The sequence below is a fragment of the Crossiella sp. CA-258035 genome (assembly GCF_030064675.1).
GTDB lineage: Bacteria > Actinomycetota > Actinomycetes > Mycobacteriales > Pseudonocardiaceae > Crossiella.
Genome location: NZ_CP116413.1, coordinates 8,926,791 through 8,943,065 on the forward strand (window position 1 = coordinate 8,926,791; position 16,275 = coordinate 8,943,065).

At 72.1% G+C, this 16,275-nt stretch carries 8 protein-coding genes; 6 read left to right on the top strand and 2 right to left on the bottom strand.

Annotated elements, in window-relative coordinates; translation table 11 throughout:
* The first annotated feature begins 8 nt into the window (after window positions 1-8).
* The 5 genes from N8J89_RS40610 (at window position 9) to N8J89_RS40630 (ending at window position 8,150) form a co-directional block, all read left to right on the top strand.
* On the top strand, window positions 9-2,111 hold the full coding sequence (locus tag N8J89_RS40610) for a S1 family peptidase (RefSeq protein ID WP_283662159.1): 2,103 nt from the start codon (window positions 9-11) through the stop codon (window positions 2,109-2,111).
* Between the two features lie 184 nt (window positions 2,112-2,295).
* Window positions 2,296-4,281: a hypothetical protein gene (locus N8J89_RS40615; RefSeq protein WP_283662160.1), complete on the top strand. Its 1,986-nt coding sequence runs from the start codon at window positions 2,296-2,298 to the stop codon at window positions 4,279-4,281.
* A 102-nt stretch (window positions 4,282-4,383) separates the two neighbouring features.
* A complete protein-coding gene (locus N8J89_RS40620) occupies window positions 4,384-5,118 on the top strand; it encodes an ESX secretion-associated protein EspG (protein WP_283662161.1) in 735 nt (244 codons plus the stop codon).
* Between the two features lie 114 nt (window positions 5,119-5,232).
* Window positions 5,233-7,497 carry a (Fe-S)-binding protein gene (locus N8J89_RS40625; RefSeq protein WP_283662162.1) on the top strand — a complete coding sequence of 755 codons (2,265 nt, stop codon included), beginning with the start codon at window positions 5,233-5,235 and terminating at the stop codon, window positions 7,495-7,497.
* Window positions 7,498-7,547: 50 nt separating this feature from the next.
* Window positions 7,548-8,150: a Uma2 family endonuclease gene (locus N8J89_RS40630; RefSeq protein WP_283662163.1), complete on the top strand. Its 603-nt coding sequence runs from the start codon at window positions 7,548-7,550 to the stop codon at window positions 8,148-8,150.
* A gap of 1 nt (window position 8,151) precedes the next feature.
* Here the strand turns inward: N8J89_RS40630 and N8J89_RS40635 are convergent, their stop codons facing one another.
* A complete protein-coding gene (locus tag N8J89_RS40635) occupies window positions 8,152-9,237 on the bottom strand; it encodes an SdrD B-like domain-containing protein (RefSeq protein ID WP_283662164.1) in 1,086 nt (361 codons plus the stop codon).
* A gap of 146 nt (window positions 9,238-9,383) precedes the next feature.
* On the opposite strand from N8J89_RS40635, the gene N8J89_RS40640 reads away from it, so the two are divergent.
* A complete protein-coding gene (locus N8J89_RS40640; RefSeq protein ID WP_283662165.1) occupies window positions 9,384-10,379 on the top strand; it encodes a cation diffusion facilitator family transporter in 996 nt (331 codons plus the stop codon).
* A gap of 1 nt (window position 10,380) precedes the next feature.
* On the opposite strand, the gene N8J89_RS40645 is transcribed toward N8J89_RS40640, so the two are convergent.
* On the bottom strand, window positions 10,381-16,209 hold the full coding sequence (locus N8J89_RS40645) for a CLIPPER-2 domain-containing protein (protein ID WP_283662166.1): 5,829 nt from the start codon (window positions 16,207-16,209) through the stop codon (window positions 10,381-10,383).
* Window positions 16,210-16,275: the final 66 nt, after the last annotated feature.

Here is a 16,275-nt window from a genome sequence, read left to right on the forward strand (position 1 = left end):
GGAGCTCGATGAGTAAGGCAAGCCTGCGCCGGAGGTTCGGCGCTGCGATGACCGTGGGTGGTGTCCTGGTTCTGGGCACCGCGCTCGGCACCGGCGCCGCGCCCGCGCAGCCGACCGAGGTCACCGCGGATGCGGTCGTGCAGTCCATGCCGGCCGAGCTGAAGGAAGCGATCCGCCGGGACCTGGGCAAGGACGCCAAGGAGTACGTGGCCACTGCACGGGCCGCGGACAAGGCCGCGCTGGCGGGCAGCAAGCTGCGCAAGGAGCTGGGCGAGAAGTTCGGCGGCGCGTGGTTCGACAAGAACAGCAAGAAGCTGCACGTCGCGGTGACCGACGCCGCGGTGGCCGCCAAGGTGCGGGCCGCCGGTGGCGAGGTGCACCAGCGCGGGGTCTCCGCGGCCGCGCTCGACCGCGCCGCGGACACCATCAGCAAGTGGGCGAAGTCGCTGACCGGCGACAAGCGCAACGCGTTCCAGGCCGTCGCGGTGGACACCAAGGACGGCAAGCTGGGCGTCACCCTGTCCACCTCGGAGGCCGGCAAGGCGCTGGCTGCCGAGCTGCCCAAGGTGAACGTCCAGGTCGAGGTCGGGCACAAGGAAGAGGAGCTCCAGCCGGAGAAGGACATCCGCGGCGGCGACGGCTACACCGTCTCCGGCACGGGTTCCAGCCTGCGGCTGTGCTCCCTCGGCTTCAACGCCGTTGACAAGCTGGGCCGCGGCCAGATCATCACCGCCGGGCACTGCTTCGACGGCTTCGACGGCCGCAAGGTCAACGTCGAGGTCAAGGGCGCCGGCAACCCGGTCGGCGAGGCCATCGGCCTCGGCGAGAACGTGCGCTTCGACAACGACGCCAACGGCGACGACTCGGCCACCATCAAGGTGACCAACGGCGCGCAGAAGCTGCTGCCGGAGGTCAACCGCTACAACGGCGGCGGCCTGAAGCTGGACGGCCTGACCGACCCGATCCAGGGTCAGGAGATCTGCAAGTCCGGCCGCACCACCGGCTGGCAGTGCGGCAACGTGGTCAACACCGACGTGTCGGTCAAGATCGGTGGGCACCTGCTCTCGCTGTTCCAGCACGACGCGTGCAGCATCCCCGGCGACTCCGGCGGCGCCGTGGTCCTGGGCTCCAAGGCACTGGGCATCACCTCCGGTGGCGCGGCCAACCCCGGCGACAAGTGCCCCACCGCGGGCCAGCCGAAGGACCGCTCCTACGCCGAGCTGGTGCAGCGCGACATCCTGCCCGACTACAAGGGTGACGCGCAGCTGACCGTGCTGACCGCCAACGGTGACGAGGACGAGGACGGCGTGCTCGACATCAACGAGCTCAACGCCGACATCACCAAGATCAAGGACACCAACAACAACGGGGTCGCCGCCTACCGCGACGCCGACGAGCCGAACCTGTCCGCGCCGAAGCTGACCAGCCCGGCCGACAAGTCCCGGATCACCGAGCGCAAGCCGGTGCTGACCGGCACCGCCAAGCCCAACGCCACCGTGTCGCTGACCTACAAGGGTCAGACCAAGGAGCTGAAGGCCGACGCGAGCGGCAAGTGGACCGAGGCCATCACCACCGACCTGGCCTACGGCGGTCACGAGATCACCCTGAAGCAGAAGGCGGGCGACCTCACCTCCCGCGAGGTCAAGTCCACCTTCACCGTCGTCCCCTCGGCCCCGGTCATCACCGAGCCGAAGGAAGGCGCCAAGAGCGAGAACGCGCGGCCGACCGTCGCGGGCACCGGCACCGCCGGGGCTGTCGTCACGGTGACCGCCGGTGACGTGAAGCTGGGCGAGGCCACCGTGGGCGCCGACGGCAAGTGGAGCGTCACCCCGGCCGCCGACCTGGCCAAGGGCAAGCACACCATCTCCGCCAAGCAGACCATCGACAAGGTGGACTCCGACGCGGACACCGTGGCCTACGAGCTGACCAAGGGTGGCGCGGCGGTCCCGCCGACCACCAGCCCGGCCGGTAACGGCGGCGGCAACGGCGGCCTGGCCAAGACCGGTGTGGACAACGTGCTGCCGATGCTGATCGGCGGCGGCGTGGCCGTGGCCGGTGGCGTCGCGCTGCTGGTGTTCTTCCGCCGCCGCAAGGCCGGCGCGGAGTCCTGACCAAACCAGTCACACAGCACAGAACGGGCGGTCGTCCTACGGGACGGCCGCCCGTTTCTTTGCCGTACCGCGACCTTCATAACGAACCCGGCAGCGACCGGCGGAACTGCCCCTTCGGGCGGCTAGCGTTTGGCCACGTCCCGTTGTCGCGGGCGGGTTCGTGTGGTGGCGAAGAAGGTGCGGGATGCGCAGGGCGCTCGGGTTGGCTGGTGCCGCCTGCCTGCTCGTGCTGGGTGTGGCGCCCGCTTGGGCCGCGCAACAGCCCGGTGAGCAGGCGCTGCTCGCCGCGCACGCCGAGGCGCTGCCGCAGGGCCTCAAGGACGCGCTGCGCCGGGACCTCGGCCTGGAGCCGGTGACCTACCTGGCCAACGGCCGCGCGGCCCGGCAGGCCGCGGCCGCCGCCGAGCGGCTGCGCGGTGAGCTGGGCTCCTCCTTCGGCGGCGCCTGGTTCGAGCCGGGCCACCGGCGGCTGCGGGTCGCGGTGACCGACGAGGCGGCCGCGGACCGGGTCCGGATCACCGGGGCCGGCGCGCAGGTGCGGCCGGGCAGCGCGGAGGCCATGGACCAGGGCGTGGACGCGCTGGCCCGCTGGTCGGCCGGACTGCCGCCGGCCGAGCGGGCCGCGGTCTTCGGCATCACCCCCGACGTGCGCGCCGGGACCCTGCGGCTGCTGCTGGCCGACTCCCCCGCCGGGCGCAAGCTGGCCACCGCGCTGCCCAGGACCGCGCTGACCGTGCGGGCCGAGCACACCGACCTCCCGCCGCAGCCGCCCGCGGTGCGCGCCCAGGGCTGCGGCTACGGGCTCAACGCGCTGGACCGGGCGGGCCGGGTGGTCTCCCTCGGCCCCGCGCACTGTGCGCCGCTCGGCTCGGCGGACCGGTTCACCCTGGCCTCGCTGGACGGCGACGGACCCGGCGACGACCTGGCCTCGATCCGGGCCGCCGACCAGCACGCCACCCCGGTGCCCGAGGTGGCCGGACCCGGTGGCGCGCTGCGGGTCGAGTCGCTCAGCGCGGTGATCCCCGGCGCCCAGGTGTGCGCGGCCGGTCGCGGCGGCTACTCCTGCGGCACCGTGTTCGCGCCCCGCTCGGTGTGGCGGCTCGGCGAGACCGGCGGGATGGCGCTGCGCGGGTTCGAGGTGCACGGGCTGTGCGTGGACGGCGGCGGCGCGCTGCTGGCCGGTGGCGCGGCGCTGGGCTGGACCTCGGCCGCGCACCTGGGCTCGGCGGCCGGTCGCTGCCGCCCGGTGCCCGGACCTGGCGGACTGACCTCACTGGCCCTCGGCGAGTCGCTGACCTCGGACGTGCTGCCCAGCTTCGGCGGCGAGCTGCGGCTGCTGACCACCGAGGGCGACGCGGACGCCGACGGGGTGCGCGACGTGGACGAGCTGGCCCCCGGCCGCGGCAGCCCGCGCGATGCCAACGGCGACCGGCTGGCCGCCTACCTGGACCCGGACGAACCACGCCTGCGCGCGCCCGCGCTGCTCGGCCCGCTGGACGGCAGCCGGGGCACCGACACCGAGCCCGAGGTGCACGGCACCGCCCGGCCCGGCGCCGAGGTGAGCGTGCGGCTGGACACCAAGCCCCCGCAGCTGGTCACCGCCGACCGCGAGGGCCGCTGGCGGCTCACCCTGCCGGAGAAGCTGTGCCTGGGCGGCCACCAGCTGGTGCTGAAGCAGCGCGTCGGCGGGCAGGAGTCCCCGGAAGCGGTCGGCAACTTCACCGTGATGCCCACCCCGCCGGTCATCACCGCACCTGCGCCGGGCGAGCGCGCCGACCTGCCCCGGCCGGAGATCGGCGGCATGGGCAAGCCCAAGGCGCTGGTGACCGTGTCGGTGGACGGCGCGCCGGTCGGCTCGACCACGGTCGGCGCGGACGGCCAGTGGCGGCTGCGGCCCAGCACCGACCTCAAGCCCGGCGCCCGCTCGATCACCGCGCGGCAGACCGTGACCAGGGTGGACTCGGCCGAGGCCGGCGTGCGCTACGAGGTCGGCGGCCTGGTCGTGCCCAGCCAGGACAGCACCGAGGCCGGTGGCCGGCCGGGGCTGACCGCCAAGCTGAAGACCGGCGGGCACCCGGTGGCGGTGGCGGTCACCCTCGGCGGCGGGCTGCTGGTGCTCGGCCTGGTGCTCGGACTTCGAAGGTTCCGCAACCGCGCAGGCACGGATTAGCGCGTTGTCCGGCCGACGCCGCCCGATCGGGGGTACCGTTGGCGGCCTGAACCTGGTGCGACACAGGGAAGGAAGGCCATGTCGGCGGTCGTGCTCACGCCCATGGAGTTTTTCGTGAGCTGGGAGGACCTCGCGCCGGGGGCCCGGCCGCTGGTGCTCGACGTCGTGCCGGACCCGGCCACCGACGAGGAGGCCGAGCAGATCCGCCGGACCGCCTGGATCGGGCTGGCGGACAAGGGCCTCGGCTGGCCAGGCCAGCTCAACTCCTGGTACACGGACCTGCTGCACCAGTTCGCCCGGCCGCGCACCGCGATCGACCTGCGGTTCAACCTGGACCGGGAGCGCTCGCTGCGCGCCATGGTCACCGGCAGCGGCGAGTTCGTGGCCTGCGGCAGCGTGATGGACAACCAGGTGCGCATCTCCGAGATCGGCCCGACCACCATGCCGGAGGCCGCCGTCGAGCTGCTGCCCGAGCACCCGCCCGGCCACGGCGACCAGATCACCGTGCCCAACGACCTGCTCCAGTACGCCGCCGCCCGCGCTGGCAAGTCCTACGACGCCTTCGCGCACGAGCTCGAGCTGGGCGGCATGCCGCCGGGACCGGCCCGCGCGCTGGCCCAGACGGTGAGCGCGGAGCGGTTGCGCGGCGGGCAGTTCGGCGCCACCGGCTGGGACCACTGGGGCGAGCGCAACCGCGCTGAGCACGTGGTTTCGGTGGTGGACAACGTGGAGGGCCGCTACTCGGTGCGCGCGATCGGCCAGTACACGACGGTCGCCCCAGCGGACACCGGGCGCTTGGTCGAGAATCTGTCCGAACTGCTGATCTCGGTCAACTGACGCCAACCGGTGCGACACCGGACACGCCAGGTGGTTACTGGTGAGTAATATGGCGTAGTCTCCCGGGCACGGCAGGAATACCGACGCCGCTATTTCCTGGGAGGGCTGCCGAGCATGGGTGCTGTGCATATCGTGTTGGGCCTGATTTCTCTGGCCGCAACCCTCGCCTGGGTCGTGCTGCTGACCAGGGCCGTGGTCCAGATGGTGCGCACGGTCCGGCTGGGCCAGCCCGACCCGACCCGCAACGGGCCGCTGGGCGGCCGGTTGAAGAACATGCTGGTGGAGATCCTCGGGCACACCAGGATGCTCAAGTGGGGCGTGGTCGGCGCGGCGCACTGGTTCGTCATGGTCGGCTTCGGCTCGCTGGTGCTGACCCTGGTGGAGGCGCACGGCGAGGTCTTCGACCCGGCCTACGAGCTGCCGATCATCGGCGGCTGGGCGCCGTGGGGCCTGTTCGTCGAGCTGATCGGGCTGACCACGGTGGTCGGCATCCTGGTGCTGATCACCATCCGCCAGCGCAACCACCCGCGCCGCGCGGACCGCCAGTCCCGCTTCCAGGGCTCCAACTTCTGGCAGGCCTACTTCGTCGAGGGCGTCATCCTCAGCGTGGGCATCTGCATCTTCGCCATCCGCGCGTTCAAGGCCTCCAGCGGGCTGTTCCACTACCCGGTCTGGGCCACCCCGATCACGCACGCGCTCGGCGCGGTCCTGCCCAGCGCGCCGATCATGGTCTCCATCTTCGCGATGCTGAAGATCCTCATCTCCGCCACCTGGGCGATCACCATCGCGCGCAACCTGAACATGGGCGTGGCCTGGCACCGGTTCACCGCCTTCTTCAACATCTACTTCAAGCGCGAGGCCGACGGCGGCGTGGCGCTGGGCGCGGCCAAGCCGATGATGAGCGGCGGCAAGCCGCTGGACTTCGAGGAGGCCGACCCGGAGAAGGACGTCTTCGGCGCCGGCAAGGTCGAGGACTTCTCCTGGAAGGGCTGGCTGGACTTCACCACCTGCACCGAGTGCGGGCGCTGCCAGTCCCAGTGCCCCGCCTGGAACACCGGCAAGCCGCTCTCGCCCAAGCTGATGATCACGGCGCTGCGCGACCACGCCTACGCCAAGGCCCCGTACCTGCTGGCCGGCGGCCGCAAGGACATGGCTGGCGACGAGGTGGGCATCACCGGTGACGACGCCGAGGCCCGGCTGGCCAAGATCGACGTGCTGGCGCTGGCCGAGGCCGAGCGCCCGCTGATCGGCGGCCCGGACGAGCTGGGCATCATCGACCCCGAGGTGCTGTGGTCCTGCACCACCTGCGGCGCCTGCGTCGAGCAGTGCCCGGTGGACATCGAGCACGTGGACCACATCGTGGACATGCGCCGGTACCAGGTGCTGATCGAGTCGAACTTCCCGAGCGAGCTGGGCGGGATGTTCAAGAACCTGGAGAACAAGGGCAACCCCTGGGGCCAGAACGCCAAGGACCGGCTGGCCTGGACCGAGGGCCTGGACTTCGAGGTGCCGGTCTTCGACGGCGAGTTGGGCGACACCGAGTACCTGTTCTGGGTCGGCTGCGCGGGCGCGTTCGAGGACCGGGCGAAGAAGACCACCCGCGCGGTGGCCGAGCTGCTGCACCTGGCCGACGTGAAGTACACCGTGCTCGGCCCGGAGGAGACCTGCACCGGCGACCCGGCCCGGCGCGCGGGCAACGAGTTCCTGTTCCAGATGCTGGCCCAGCAGAACGTCGAGGTGCTCAACTCGGTCTTCGAGGGCCGTCCCAAGGGCAAGCGCAAGATCGTGGCCACCTGCGCGCACTGCTTCAACTCGCTGGCCAACGAGTACCCGCAGCTGGGCGGCGAGTTCGAGGTCGTGCACCACACCCAGCTGCTCAACCGCCTGGTCCGGGAGCGCCGCCTGGTCCCGGTCGCCCCGCTGGCCGAGGACGTCACCTACCACGACCCCTGCTACCTGGGCCGCCACAACCAGGTCTACTCCCCGCCGCGCGAGCTGATCGGCGCCACCGGCGCCGCCTTCCGCGAGATGCCGCGGCACGGCGACCGCTCCATGTGCTGCGGCGCCGGCGGCGCCCGGATGTGGATGGAGGAGCGGATCGGCAAGCGGATCAACGTGGACCGGGTGGACGAGGCACTGGGCACCGCGCCGACCAAGATCGCCACCGGCTGCCCGTTCTGCCGGGTGATGCTCACCGACGGCGTCACCCAGCGCCAGAACGAGGGCCAGGGCGCCTCGGTCGAGGTGGTGGACGTGTCCCAGCTGCTGCTCAGCGCGGTCCGGCGGGGCCAGCCCGCGGCGGCCGCCGACGAGCCGGCGGACACCCCGACCGACGCCGAGCCGAGCGGCACCCCCGCGACTGAGCAGGACAAGTCGTAGCAGCCCAGCGGCGGGTGAGGCAGTACGCTTGACCGTGGAGGTGCTGGCAGATGGTTGCCGAACTGGTTGGACGGCCTTTTGACCCGCTCGTCGAGTTCGACGGGATGTGGGACATGAGGCTGGCCGAGCACTACCTGCCACTGCCGCACGTGCCCGCGGCCAAGTACGAGTGCCTGGACGGAAAGCTGATCATGAGCCCGTACGAGGCTTCGCAGAATTCGTACGCCGCAGCGCGACTGATCTTCCTCGCGACCGTGGCCGCGGACAGAACTCCGTTCCGGGTCTACGGCACGGTCAACCTGCTGTTCGCGCCTGGGCGGTGGATCCAGCCGGACCTCACCGTGCTCAACGGCTCCGCGGAGGGGGCCCTCTGGGTGTCGCCCGGCCTCACCACGCTGGTGGCCGAGGTGGTCTCCCCCAGCCGCCGCCGGGACCGGATCGACAAGCCCGCCCTGTGCGCGGACGCCGGGATCCCGTTCTACCTGGAGGTCCAGGTGGACCACGAGCAGGAGCGGGCCGCGGTCCACCTGTTCAAGCTGGACCGCGGCGCCTACCGCCCGCACACCAGCGCGCTGGCCGGGCAGAAGTTCGAGACGGACCTGCCGTTCCCGCTTTCCTTCGACCCGGCCGAACTGCTGGACCTGGAAGTCTGAGCTAGGGCTTGCGGCCCAGCCAGAGGTAGCCGTCGTCGTTGCCGGAGTCCCGGTCGCCGCCCGCGTCGGGGCGCTGCCGGAAGTGCAGCGGCGCGGTCAGCGGCTGGTCGGCCACCACGGTCAGGGTCAGCGCGCGTTCCTTGGCTCCGGGCTCGACCGCCGTCATGGAGTTGGCCAGCACGGTCGGGCCGGTGGAGACCACGGTCCAGTCACCGGCCACGCCGGAGACCCGGACGCCCTCGGGCAGGAACAGCGAGACCGCCACCCGCTGGCCGGTCTCGCCGCGGTTGGTCAGGTGCACGGTGACCTTGACCGGCTGGCCGACCTCGGCGGTCTGCGGGTCGCGGTCGGTGCTGATGCTGAGCGCGCCGTCGTAGCGGGACTCGGCGTAGCCCGCGTCCACCTCGCCCTCGGTCCGGCCGGGGCGGATGCGCAGCTCACCGCTGGTGTAGCTGCCCCAGGCGAAGTCGTTGTCCCGGCCGGGGCGGGTCAGGGTGAGCTGGGCGGCGGTGGCCAGTGAGCTGGCCTTGAGCTGGTAGCGGCCGGCCGGCAGGTCGTGCAGCGTGTAGCGGCCGTCCTTGCCGGAGGCGGCGTGCCGGGTCACCGGTTTCACGGTGGTCACCGGCACCTCGGCCAGCGGCTGTTCGCCGTGGTCGCGCTTGCCGTCCCGGTCGGCGTCGTGCCAGACCGTGCCGGTGATGGTGCCGCCGCGGATGCCGAAGTCGATCGGGCGCACGCCGTCGGTGGAGACCAGCGCGAACCGGACCGGGCTGGTGGTGGCGGCGTACTCGGCGCGCTGGTGGCTCACCTTGTACAGCCCGAACTTCAGCGTGGGCGAGGTGTAGCGGCCGTCCCGGTCGGTGACCGCCTTGCCCGCCGGTCGCTGCCGCAGCACGTCGAAGAAGCTCACCTCCGCGTCCGCGGCCCCTGGCTCACCGGGCTCGGCGGCGCCGTCGGCGTCTCGGTCGAACCACACCAGGCCGGTGACCGTGCCGGTGGGGGCTGGTTCCTCGGCTAGAGCAGGCGCTCCGGTCAAGGTCAGCAGACTCGCACTGGCCAGGACCACGGCGCCGCGCCGCAGGTTCATCGAAAAACTCCCCGTTCCGCTCGATGGATGTTGCCATCCAACACACGTTCGATCATGGCCGTGGGTTGTCCACATGGAGCGGATTCACCCCTCCGGCGGCACGCGGCCGGCATGCCGGAAAGCACTCTGGAGAGCACGATGGTCGGATGGCTGACGAGAGCAAGCCGGGCGGCGAGAGCACGCTCACCGTGGTGCTGGCACTGATCGTGAACTTCTCGATCGGCGTGATGAAGGCGGTCGCCGGTGCACTCACCGGCTCGGCCGCGCTGCTGGCCGAGGCGGCGCACTCGGTCGCGGACACCTTCACCGAGGGCCTGCTGCTCACCGCGCTGCGCCGCTCCGGCAAGCCCGCCGATGTGCGGCACCCGTTCGGCTACGGCAAGGAGCGCTTCTTCTGGTCGCTGATGGCCGCGGTGGCCATCTTCGCCTCCGGCGCGGTGTTCGCGGTCGTCGAGGGCGTTCGCACGCTGCTCAGCGGCGATGACACCCAGACCAGGCCGTGGGTGGCCTACCTGGTGCTCGGCCTGGCCTTCCTGCTGGAGTCGGTTTCCTTCGTGCAGGCCAGCCGCCAGGTGCGGCGCGAGGCCAAGGCCGAGCAGCGGGGCCTGCTCGCCTACCTGCGGCACTCCGACGACCCCACGGTGAAGACGGTGTTCTTCGAGGACACCGCGGCGCTGATCGGCCTGCTGCTGGCCTTCCTCGGCGTGCTGCTGCACCAGCTGACCGGCTCCGCGGTCTGGGACGCGGTGGCCTCGCTGGCCATCGGCGCGCTGCTGGCCGTGGTGGCCTACCTGCTGGGCAGCACCAACCTGGGCCTGCTGATCGGCCGCCAGGCCGACCCGGTGCTGGTGCGCACGGTGGCCGCCCGGCTGCGTGCGACGCCGGAGGTGGAGGCGGTGGTGGACATCCTGTCCATGGTCACCGGCACCGACCGGGTGCTGCTGTGCGCCCGCCTGGACTTCGACGACGCGCTGGGCGCGGCCGACCTGGAACGCGCCTGCGTGCGCATCTCGGCCGACCTGCGCGCCGAGTTCACCGAGCTGGACGAGATCTTCCTGGAGCCGGTCCCGCGCGCCGACCCCGAGCTGCGGGCCAGGGTGCTCGCCCGTTACGGCGACCTGCTGTCCCGCAGCTCGGACTGACTCAGTTCCGCTGACGGCGCACTCCGGCGACCAGCACCACCCCGAGCGCCAGCAGCGCGAGCCCGGCCCACAGGAACACCCCGGTCGGCGCGCCGGTCTCGGCCAGCGGCGGCCGCGGCGGCGTCGGACCTGGCCCGCCGGGCACCCGCACGCTGGCCGAGTCGGTGTCGCTGACCGGCCCGCCCGGCTGCGCGGTGTCCGGCTGACCGGTCGCGGTGGCGGTGTTGACCAGCGTGCCGCCGCTGGGCGCGGCCGTCGTGCAGGTCCAGGTCTGGCTGCCGTTGACCGGTAGCCGCTCGATCCGCCGGTCGCAGCCGGGCAGCGTGGGGTCGGCCACGGTGACGTTGACCAGGTCGACGGTGCCGGTGTTGCGCACGGTCAGCTTGAAGGTGACCGTGCGGCCCGGCGCGGCCTCGTCCTGGTCGGCGGTCTTGGTCAGGTTGATGCCGGGCGTGGCCAGCTCCGCCGCCGCGGTCGCCTGGTCGGTCACCGGCCGCCCGGTCGGGTCGGTGCCGGTGGCGGTCACCGTGTTCTCGATGTCCTTGTCCCGCATGGCGACCGTGCACTTCACCGGCTGGCTGGCCTGGCCAGGCGCGAGGTCGCCGACGGTCACCGAGCAGCCGGGCGCCACCGGGTCGCTGAGCACCACCCCGGTCAGCGGCACGTCGCCGGTGTTGCGCACCAGCACGGTGAACTCGGCCTGCTGGCCGCTCAGCAACGGCTTGGCCGGGCCGGTCTTGACCACCTCGATGCCCGGCCCGATCACGTCCAGCACGGCCTCGTCGGTCGCGGTCACCGGCCTGCCGGTCGGATCGATGCCGGTCACGGTCGCGGTGTTGGTGACGTCCTGGGCCGCGGTGATCGCGCAGGTGCGCGTCTCCGTGCCGCCGGCCGGCAGCAGCGGCAGGATGAAGCCGCAGCCCGGCTGCTCGTCATCGGCCACCCGCACGTCGGTGAGCGGCACGTCGCCGGTGTTGCGCACGACGATCGTGTAGGTCACCTGATCGCCGGGCCGCGCGGTGCCGGGACTGACCGACTTCTCGATGACCACCTCGGGATGCACCACATCCACCGGCGCATCGTCCACATCGGACACATCGGGGCCGGTCGGCGGGGTGCCGGTGGCCTTCGCGGTGTTCAGCACGTCGTCAGCGGGGGCGACCATGGTGCACGGGTAGGTCTCCGCGGCCCCGGGGGCCAGGGTGGCGAAGGTGCGGCGGCACTCCGGCGCGAGCTCGTCGGCCACCGTCACCTTGGTCAGCGGCACGTCACCGGTGTTGCGCACCACGATCCGGAAGGTCACCGAGTCACCGGCGCGGAACGGCCCGCCCTCGGTGTCCTTGGTGATCTCGATGCCCGGGTGCTGCACGTCGATCCGCACGGTGGACTCATCGGTCACCGGCGGCCCCACCGGCGGGGTGCCGGTGCCGGTCGCGGTGTTCACGAAGTCGTCAGCCGGCGCGGTCACCGTGCAGCTGACCGTGTGTGCCGCGCCGACCTCGAGCCGCGCAACCGTTGCCGCGCAACCGGGTGCGGCCGGATCGCTGATCACCACATTGGTCAGCGGCACGTCACCGGTGTTCTTCACCGTCACCGTGAACCTGACCTCATCGCCCGCGCGCACGGTCTGCTTGTCCGCGCTCTTGCCCACCTCGATCGCCGGGTGGACCACGTCCACGGTCGCGTCGTCGGTGCCGGTCACCGGCGGCCCGACCGGCGGTTTCCCAGTCACCGCAACGGTGTTGGTCAGGTCGTCGGTCGCGGTCATGGTGCAGGTGTAGGTCTCGCTGGCCCCCGCGGCCAGTCGCTCGAAGGTGCGGGCGCAGGCGGGCACCGCCGGGTCGGTCACCGCGACCTGGGTCAGCTCGGTGTCCCCGGTGTTGCTGACCTTGATGGTGAAGGTGACCGTGTCGCCGACCCGCACGGTCTCCGGGGTCGCGGACTTCAGCACCTGGACAGCGGGGTGCACCACGTCGACCTTCGCGTCGTCGGTGTCGGTCACCGGCAGGCCGGTCGGCGGGGTGCCGGTCACCGACGCGGTGTTGGTGACGTCCTCGGCGCCCGCGGGCATCGCGCAGGTGTAGCTCTCGCTCTTGCCGGGGGCCAGGTCCGGCAGGGTGCGCGCACAGGACGGCGCAATCGGGTCCGCCACCGTGACCGCGGTCAGCGGGGCGTCGCCGGTGTTGGTCACCGTGATGGTGAAGGTGACCGTGTCGCCGGTGCGGAACGGGCCGCCCTGGACCTCCTTGGCGATGTTGACGCCGGGGTGCAGCACGGTCACCTTCGCGGTGCCGTCATCGGTCACCGGCGGTCCGACCGGCGGCGTGCCGGTGCCGGTCGCGGTGTTCACGAAGTCGTCAGCCGGCGCGGTCACCGTGCAGACCACCCGGTGCTCCGCGCCCACGGCGAGCCGCGGAACCGTGGTGGCACAGTCGGGTGCGGCCGGATCGCTGACCACCACGTTGGTCAGCGGCACGTCACCGGTGTTCTTCACCGTCACCGTGAAGGTCACCTGGTCGCCCTCGCGCACGGTGTCCTTGTCCGCGCTCTTGCTGACCTCGATGGCCGGGTGCACCACGTCCACGGTCGCGTCGTCGGAGTCGGTGACCTCGCGGCCGGTCGGGTCGGTGCCGGTGACCGTGGCGGTGTTCACCAGGTCCTCCGCGCCCGCGCCGTAGGTGCAGGTGTAGGTCTGGCCCGCGCCCGGCGCGAGGTCCGGCAGCGTGCGCGCGCAGGCCGGGGTGGCCGGATCGGTCACGGTGACCTTGGTCAGCGCGGCGTCGCCGGTGTTGGTGACCTTGATGGTGAAGGTGACCGTGTCGCCCTGCCGGACCGTCTCCGGCGCGGCGGTCTTCTCGATCTCCACCTTGGGGTTCACCACGTCGACCACGGCGTCGTCGGTGTCGGTGACCGGCGGGCCGACCGGCGGCGTGCCGGTCACCGTGGCCACGTTGGTCACGTCCGCGGTCGGGGCCAGCACGCAGGTGTAGGTCTCGCTCGCGCCCACGGCCAGGGTGGCGAAGGTGCGGTCGCAGGCGGGCGCGACCGGGTCGGCCACCCGGACGTCGGTGAGCTCGACGTCGCCGGTGTTGCGCACGGTCAGGGTGAAGGTCACCTGCTCGCCGGGCCGCACCTGGGCGGGCTTGGCGTCCTTGGTGATCTCCACCGCCGGGTGCTGCACGTCCACCCGTGCGGTGTCCTCATCGGTCACCGGCGGCCCGACCGGCGGGGTGCCGGTGGCGGTGACCGTGTTGGCGAAGTCCTCCCGCGGCGCGGTGACCACGCAGGTCAGCTTCTGCTCCGCCCCGGCGGCCAGCAGCGGAATCGTTGCCGCGCAAGCGGGTGCGGCCGGATCGGTGACCACCACGTTGGTCAGCGGCGCGTCCCCGGTGTTGCGCACCAGCACGGTGAAGGTCACCTGGTCACCAACCCGGACCACGTTCGGGTCCGCGGTCTTGGTGACCTCGATCGCCGGGTGCACCACGTCCACGGCAGCGTCGTCAGTGGCGGTGACCGGCGGCCCGACGGGTGGCTTGCCGGTGACCGTGGCCGTGTTGACCTGGTCCTCGGTGAGCGTGGTCGAGCAGGTGTAGGTCTCGCTGGCGCCCGCGGCCAGGCGGGCGAAGGTGCGGGCGCAGGCGGCCAGCTTCGGGTCGGTCACCGCGACCTCGGTCAGCTCGCTGTCCCCGGAGTTGCTGACCTTGATGGTGAAGGTGACCGTGTCGCCCGCCCGGACCGTGCTGGGGAAAGCGGTCTTCTCAATGGTCAGCGCGGGTTTGAGCACGGTCACGGTGGCCTGCGCGGTGGCGCTGACGTCCTGCCTGGAGGCGTCGCTGCCGGTCGCGGTCGCGGTGTTGGTGGTGGTCTCGGACAGCCGCGCGGTGCAGGTGAAGGTCTGCTTCGCGCCGGCGGCCAGCGGCCCGGACAGGGTGCGGGCGCAGGCCGGGGTGCGGTCGTCGGTGATCCGCACCGGGTTCAGCGGGGCGTCGCCGGTGTTGGTCACCGTGATGGTGAAGGTGGTCTCGTCCCCGGCGCGGATCGTGCTGGGGTCGGCGGTCTTGGTCAGCGCGATGCCCGGCCGCACGATCGGCACCGGGGCCTCGTCGCTGCCCTCGACCTGCTTGCCGAGCGAGTCGGTTCCGCTGGCCGTGGCCGCGTTGACGTTGTCGGCCACCGGCGCGGTGGCGGTGCAGGTGAAGGTCCGCTTCGCGCCGGGGGCGAGCACTCCCGGCAGGTTCCTGGCGCAGTCGGGCACCTTCGCATCCGCCACCCGCAGCCTGGTCAGCGGCACGTCGCCGGAGTTGGTCACGGTCAGCGTGAAGGTGACGGTGTCGCCGGTGCGGTAGGCGGGCTTGTCCGCCTCCTTGGTCAGGGTGATCGCCGGGTGGATCACGTCCACGGTGGCGCTGGCGGTGCCCTCCAGCGGGTCGCCGAGGCTGCTGGTGCCGGTCACCGTCGCGGTGTTGGTCACGTCGTCGGCGGGCGCGGTCCCGGTGCAGGTGAAGGTCTCCGACCGGTTGCCGGCCACGGTGCCGAGCACCCTGGTGCAGTCCGGGAACTTCGGATCGGCCACCCGCACGTTGCTGGCCGTCGCGCCACTGGGGTTGGTGACCTTGATCGTGTAGGTGACCTGGTCGCCCTCGTGCGCGACCTTGGGGTCGGCGGTCTTGGTGATCTGCAGCTCGGGCACCGCGACCGAGAACACCAGGTTCTGCGCCAGGTAGGAGTCACCGTTGGTGCTGAAGGCCAGGTTCGCGCTGGTCGCGCCGGCGCGGATCGCGGTGGTGCTGATGGTCTTGGCGTCCACGCTCCAGTTGTTCACCGTGTCCGGGCTGGACCGGCCGTCGGCGTTGGAGATGAAGAAGTTGTCCGTGCCGCCGGTGACCGGCTCCGGCGTCTCGGTGCCGTTGACCTTGAACCTGTCGCCGGGGATGTTGCGGTCGCCCTCGTAGGCGGTCACCCCGATCCGGGTGGAGGAGGCGGCCGAGCGGAACCCGGTGACGGTGATCGTGGTCTCCGGGTCCCGAGAGTTCTGCCGCACGTGCCCGTCGTAGACGAAGACCTCGCGCTTGCTGGGCGCGAAGTCGGGGTTGCGCTCGGCGTACTTGTAGACCACCACCAGCGACCACCCGGCCATGCAGCCGAACCCGTTCACGCCCCACACGTTGGCCGCGGTGACGCTCAGGTCCGTGCCGGTGGCCACCCCGGCGAAGGCGGCGGTGACGTCGGCGTAGGCGGAGTAGTACTGGCCGCCGCCGGCGTAGCCGCCCGCCGGGTCCCTGGTGAACTTGGCCGGGCTGACCTGCCGCGCCCTGCCCCCGACGGTGAGCTTGACCTGCTGGTCCTGCGGATCGGTGGCCGCGCCGCTGGGCACGGTGGCCGGGATGAAGCTGCGGTTCTGGCACATCAGGGTGCGCGAGCCGTCGTAGGTCCCGGTGTTGCCCGCCCAGTTCAGCCGGGCGAAGTCGACCGTGGCCCCAGGCGGGATGCGCAGGCTGGCGGTGGAGGAGTTGAACGTGGTGTCGTCGCCGTCCACGTCCGCCTGGACCATGAAGTAGTCGTCGTTGTAGTCACCCGCGCTGCCCCGCGGCACCCGGCCGCCCTCGGCGACCTGCGCGCAGGCGGCCGGCGTGGCATCCCGCCACTGCGGCCGGTTCTCCGCCGCGGTCGGACAGCGCAGCGAGCCGTTGCCGACCTCGAGGAAGTCGCCGTAGACCGCCTGGTTGTAGTTGAGCCGGAACGGCTCGACCACCCCTGCCTGCGCGGGCGCACCCGCGAGCAGCCAGCCGAGAGCCAGGAGCAGGGCGAGCAGGAGCCGGAACAGCCGCATAGCTCGCACCCTGCTGCTGACCTGGCGGTTTCACCACCCGGCCACGCCCGGCGTTCCACCGAAGAG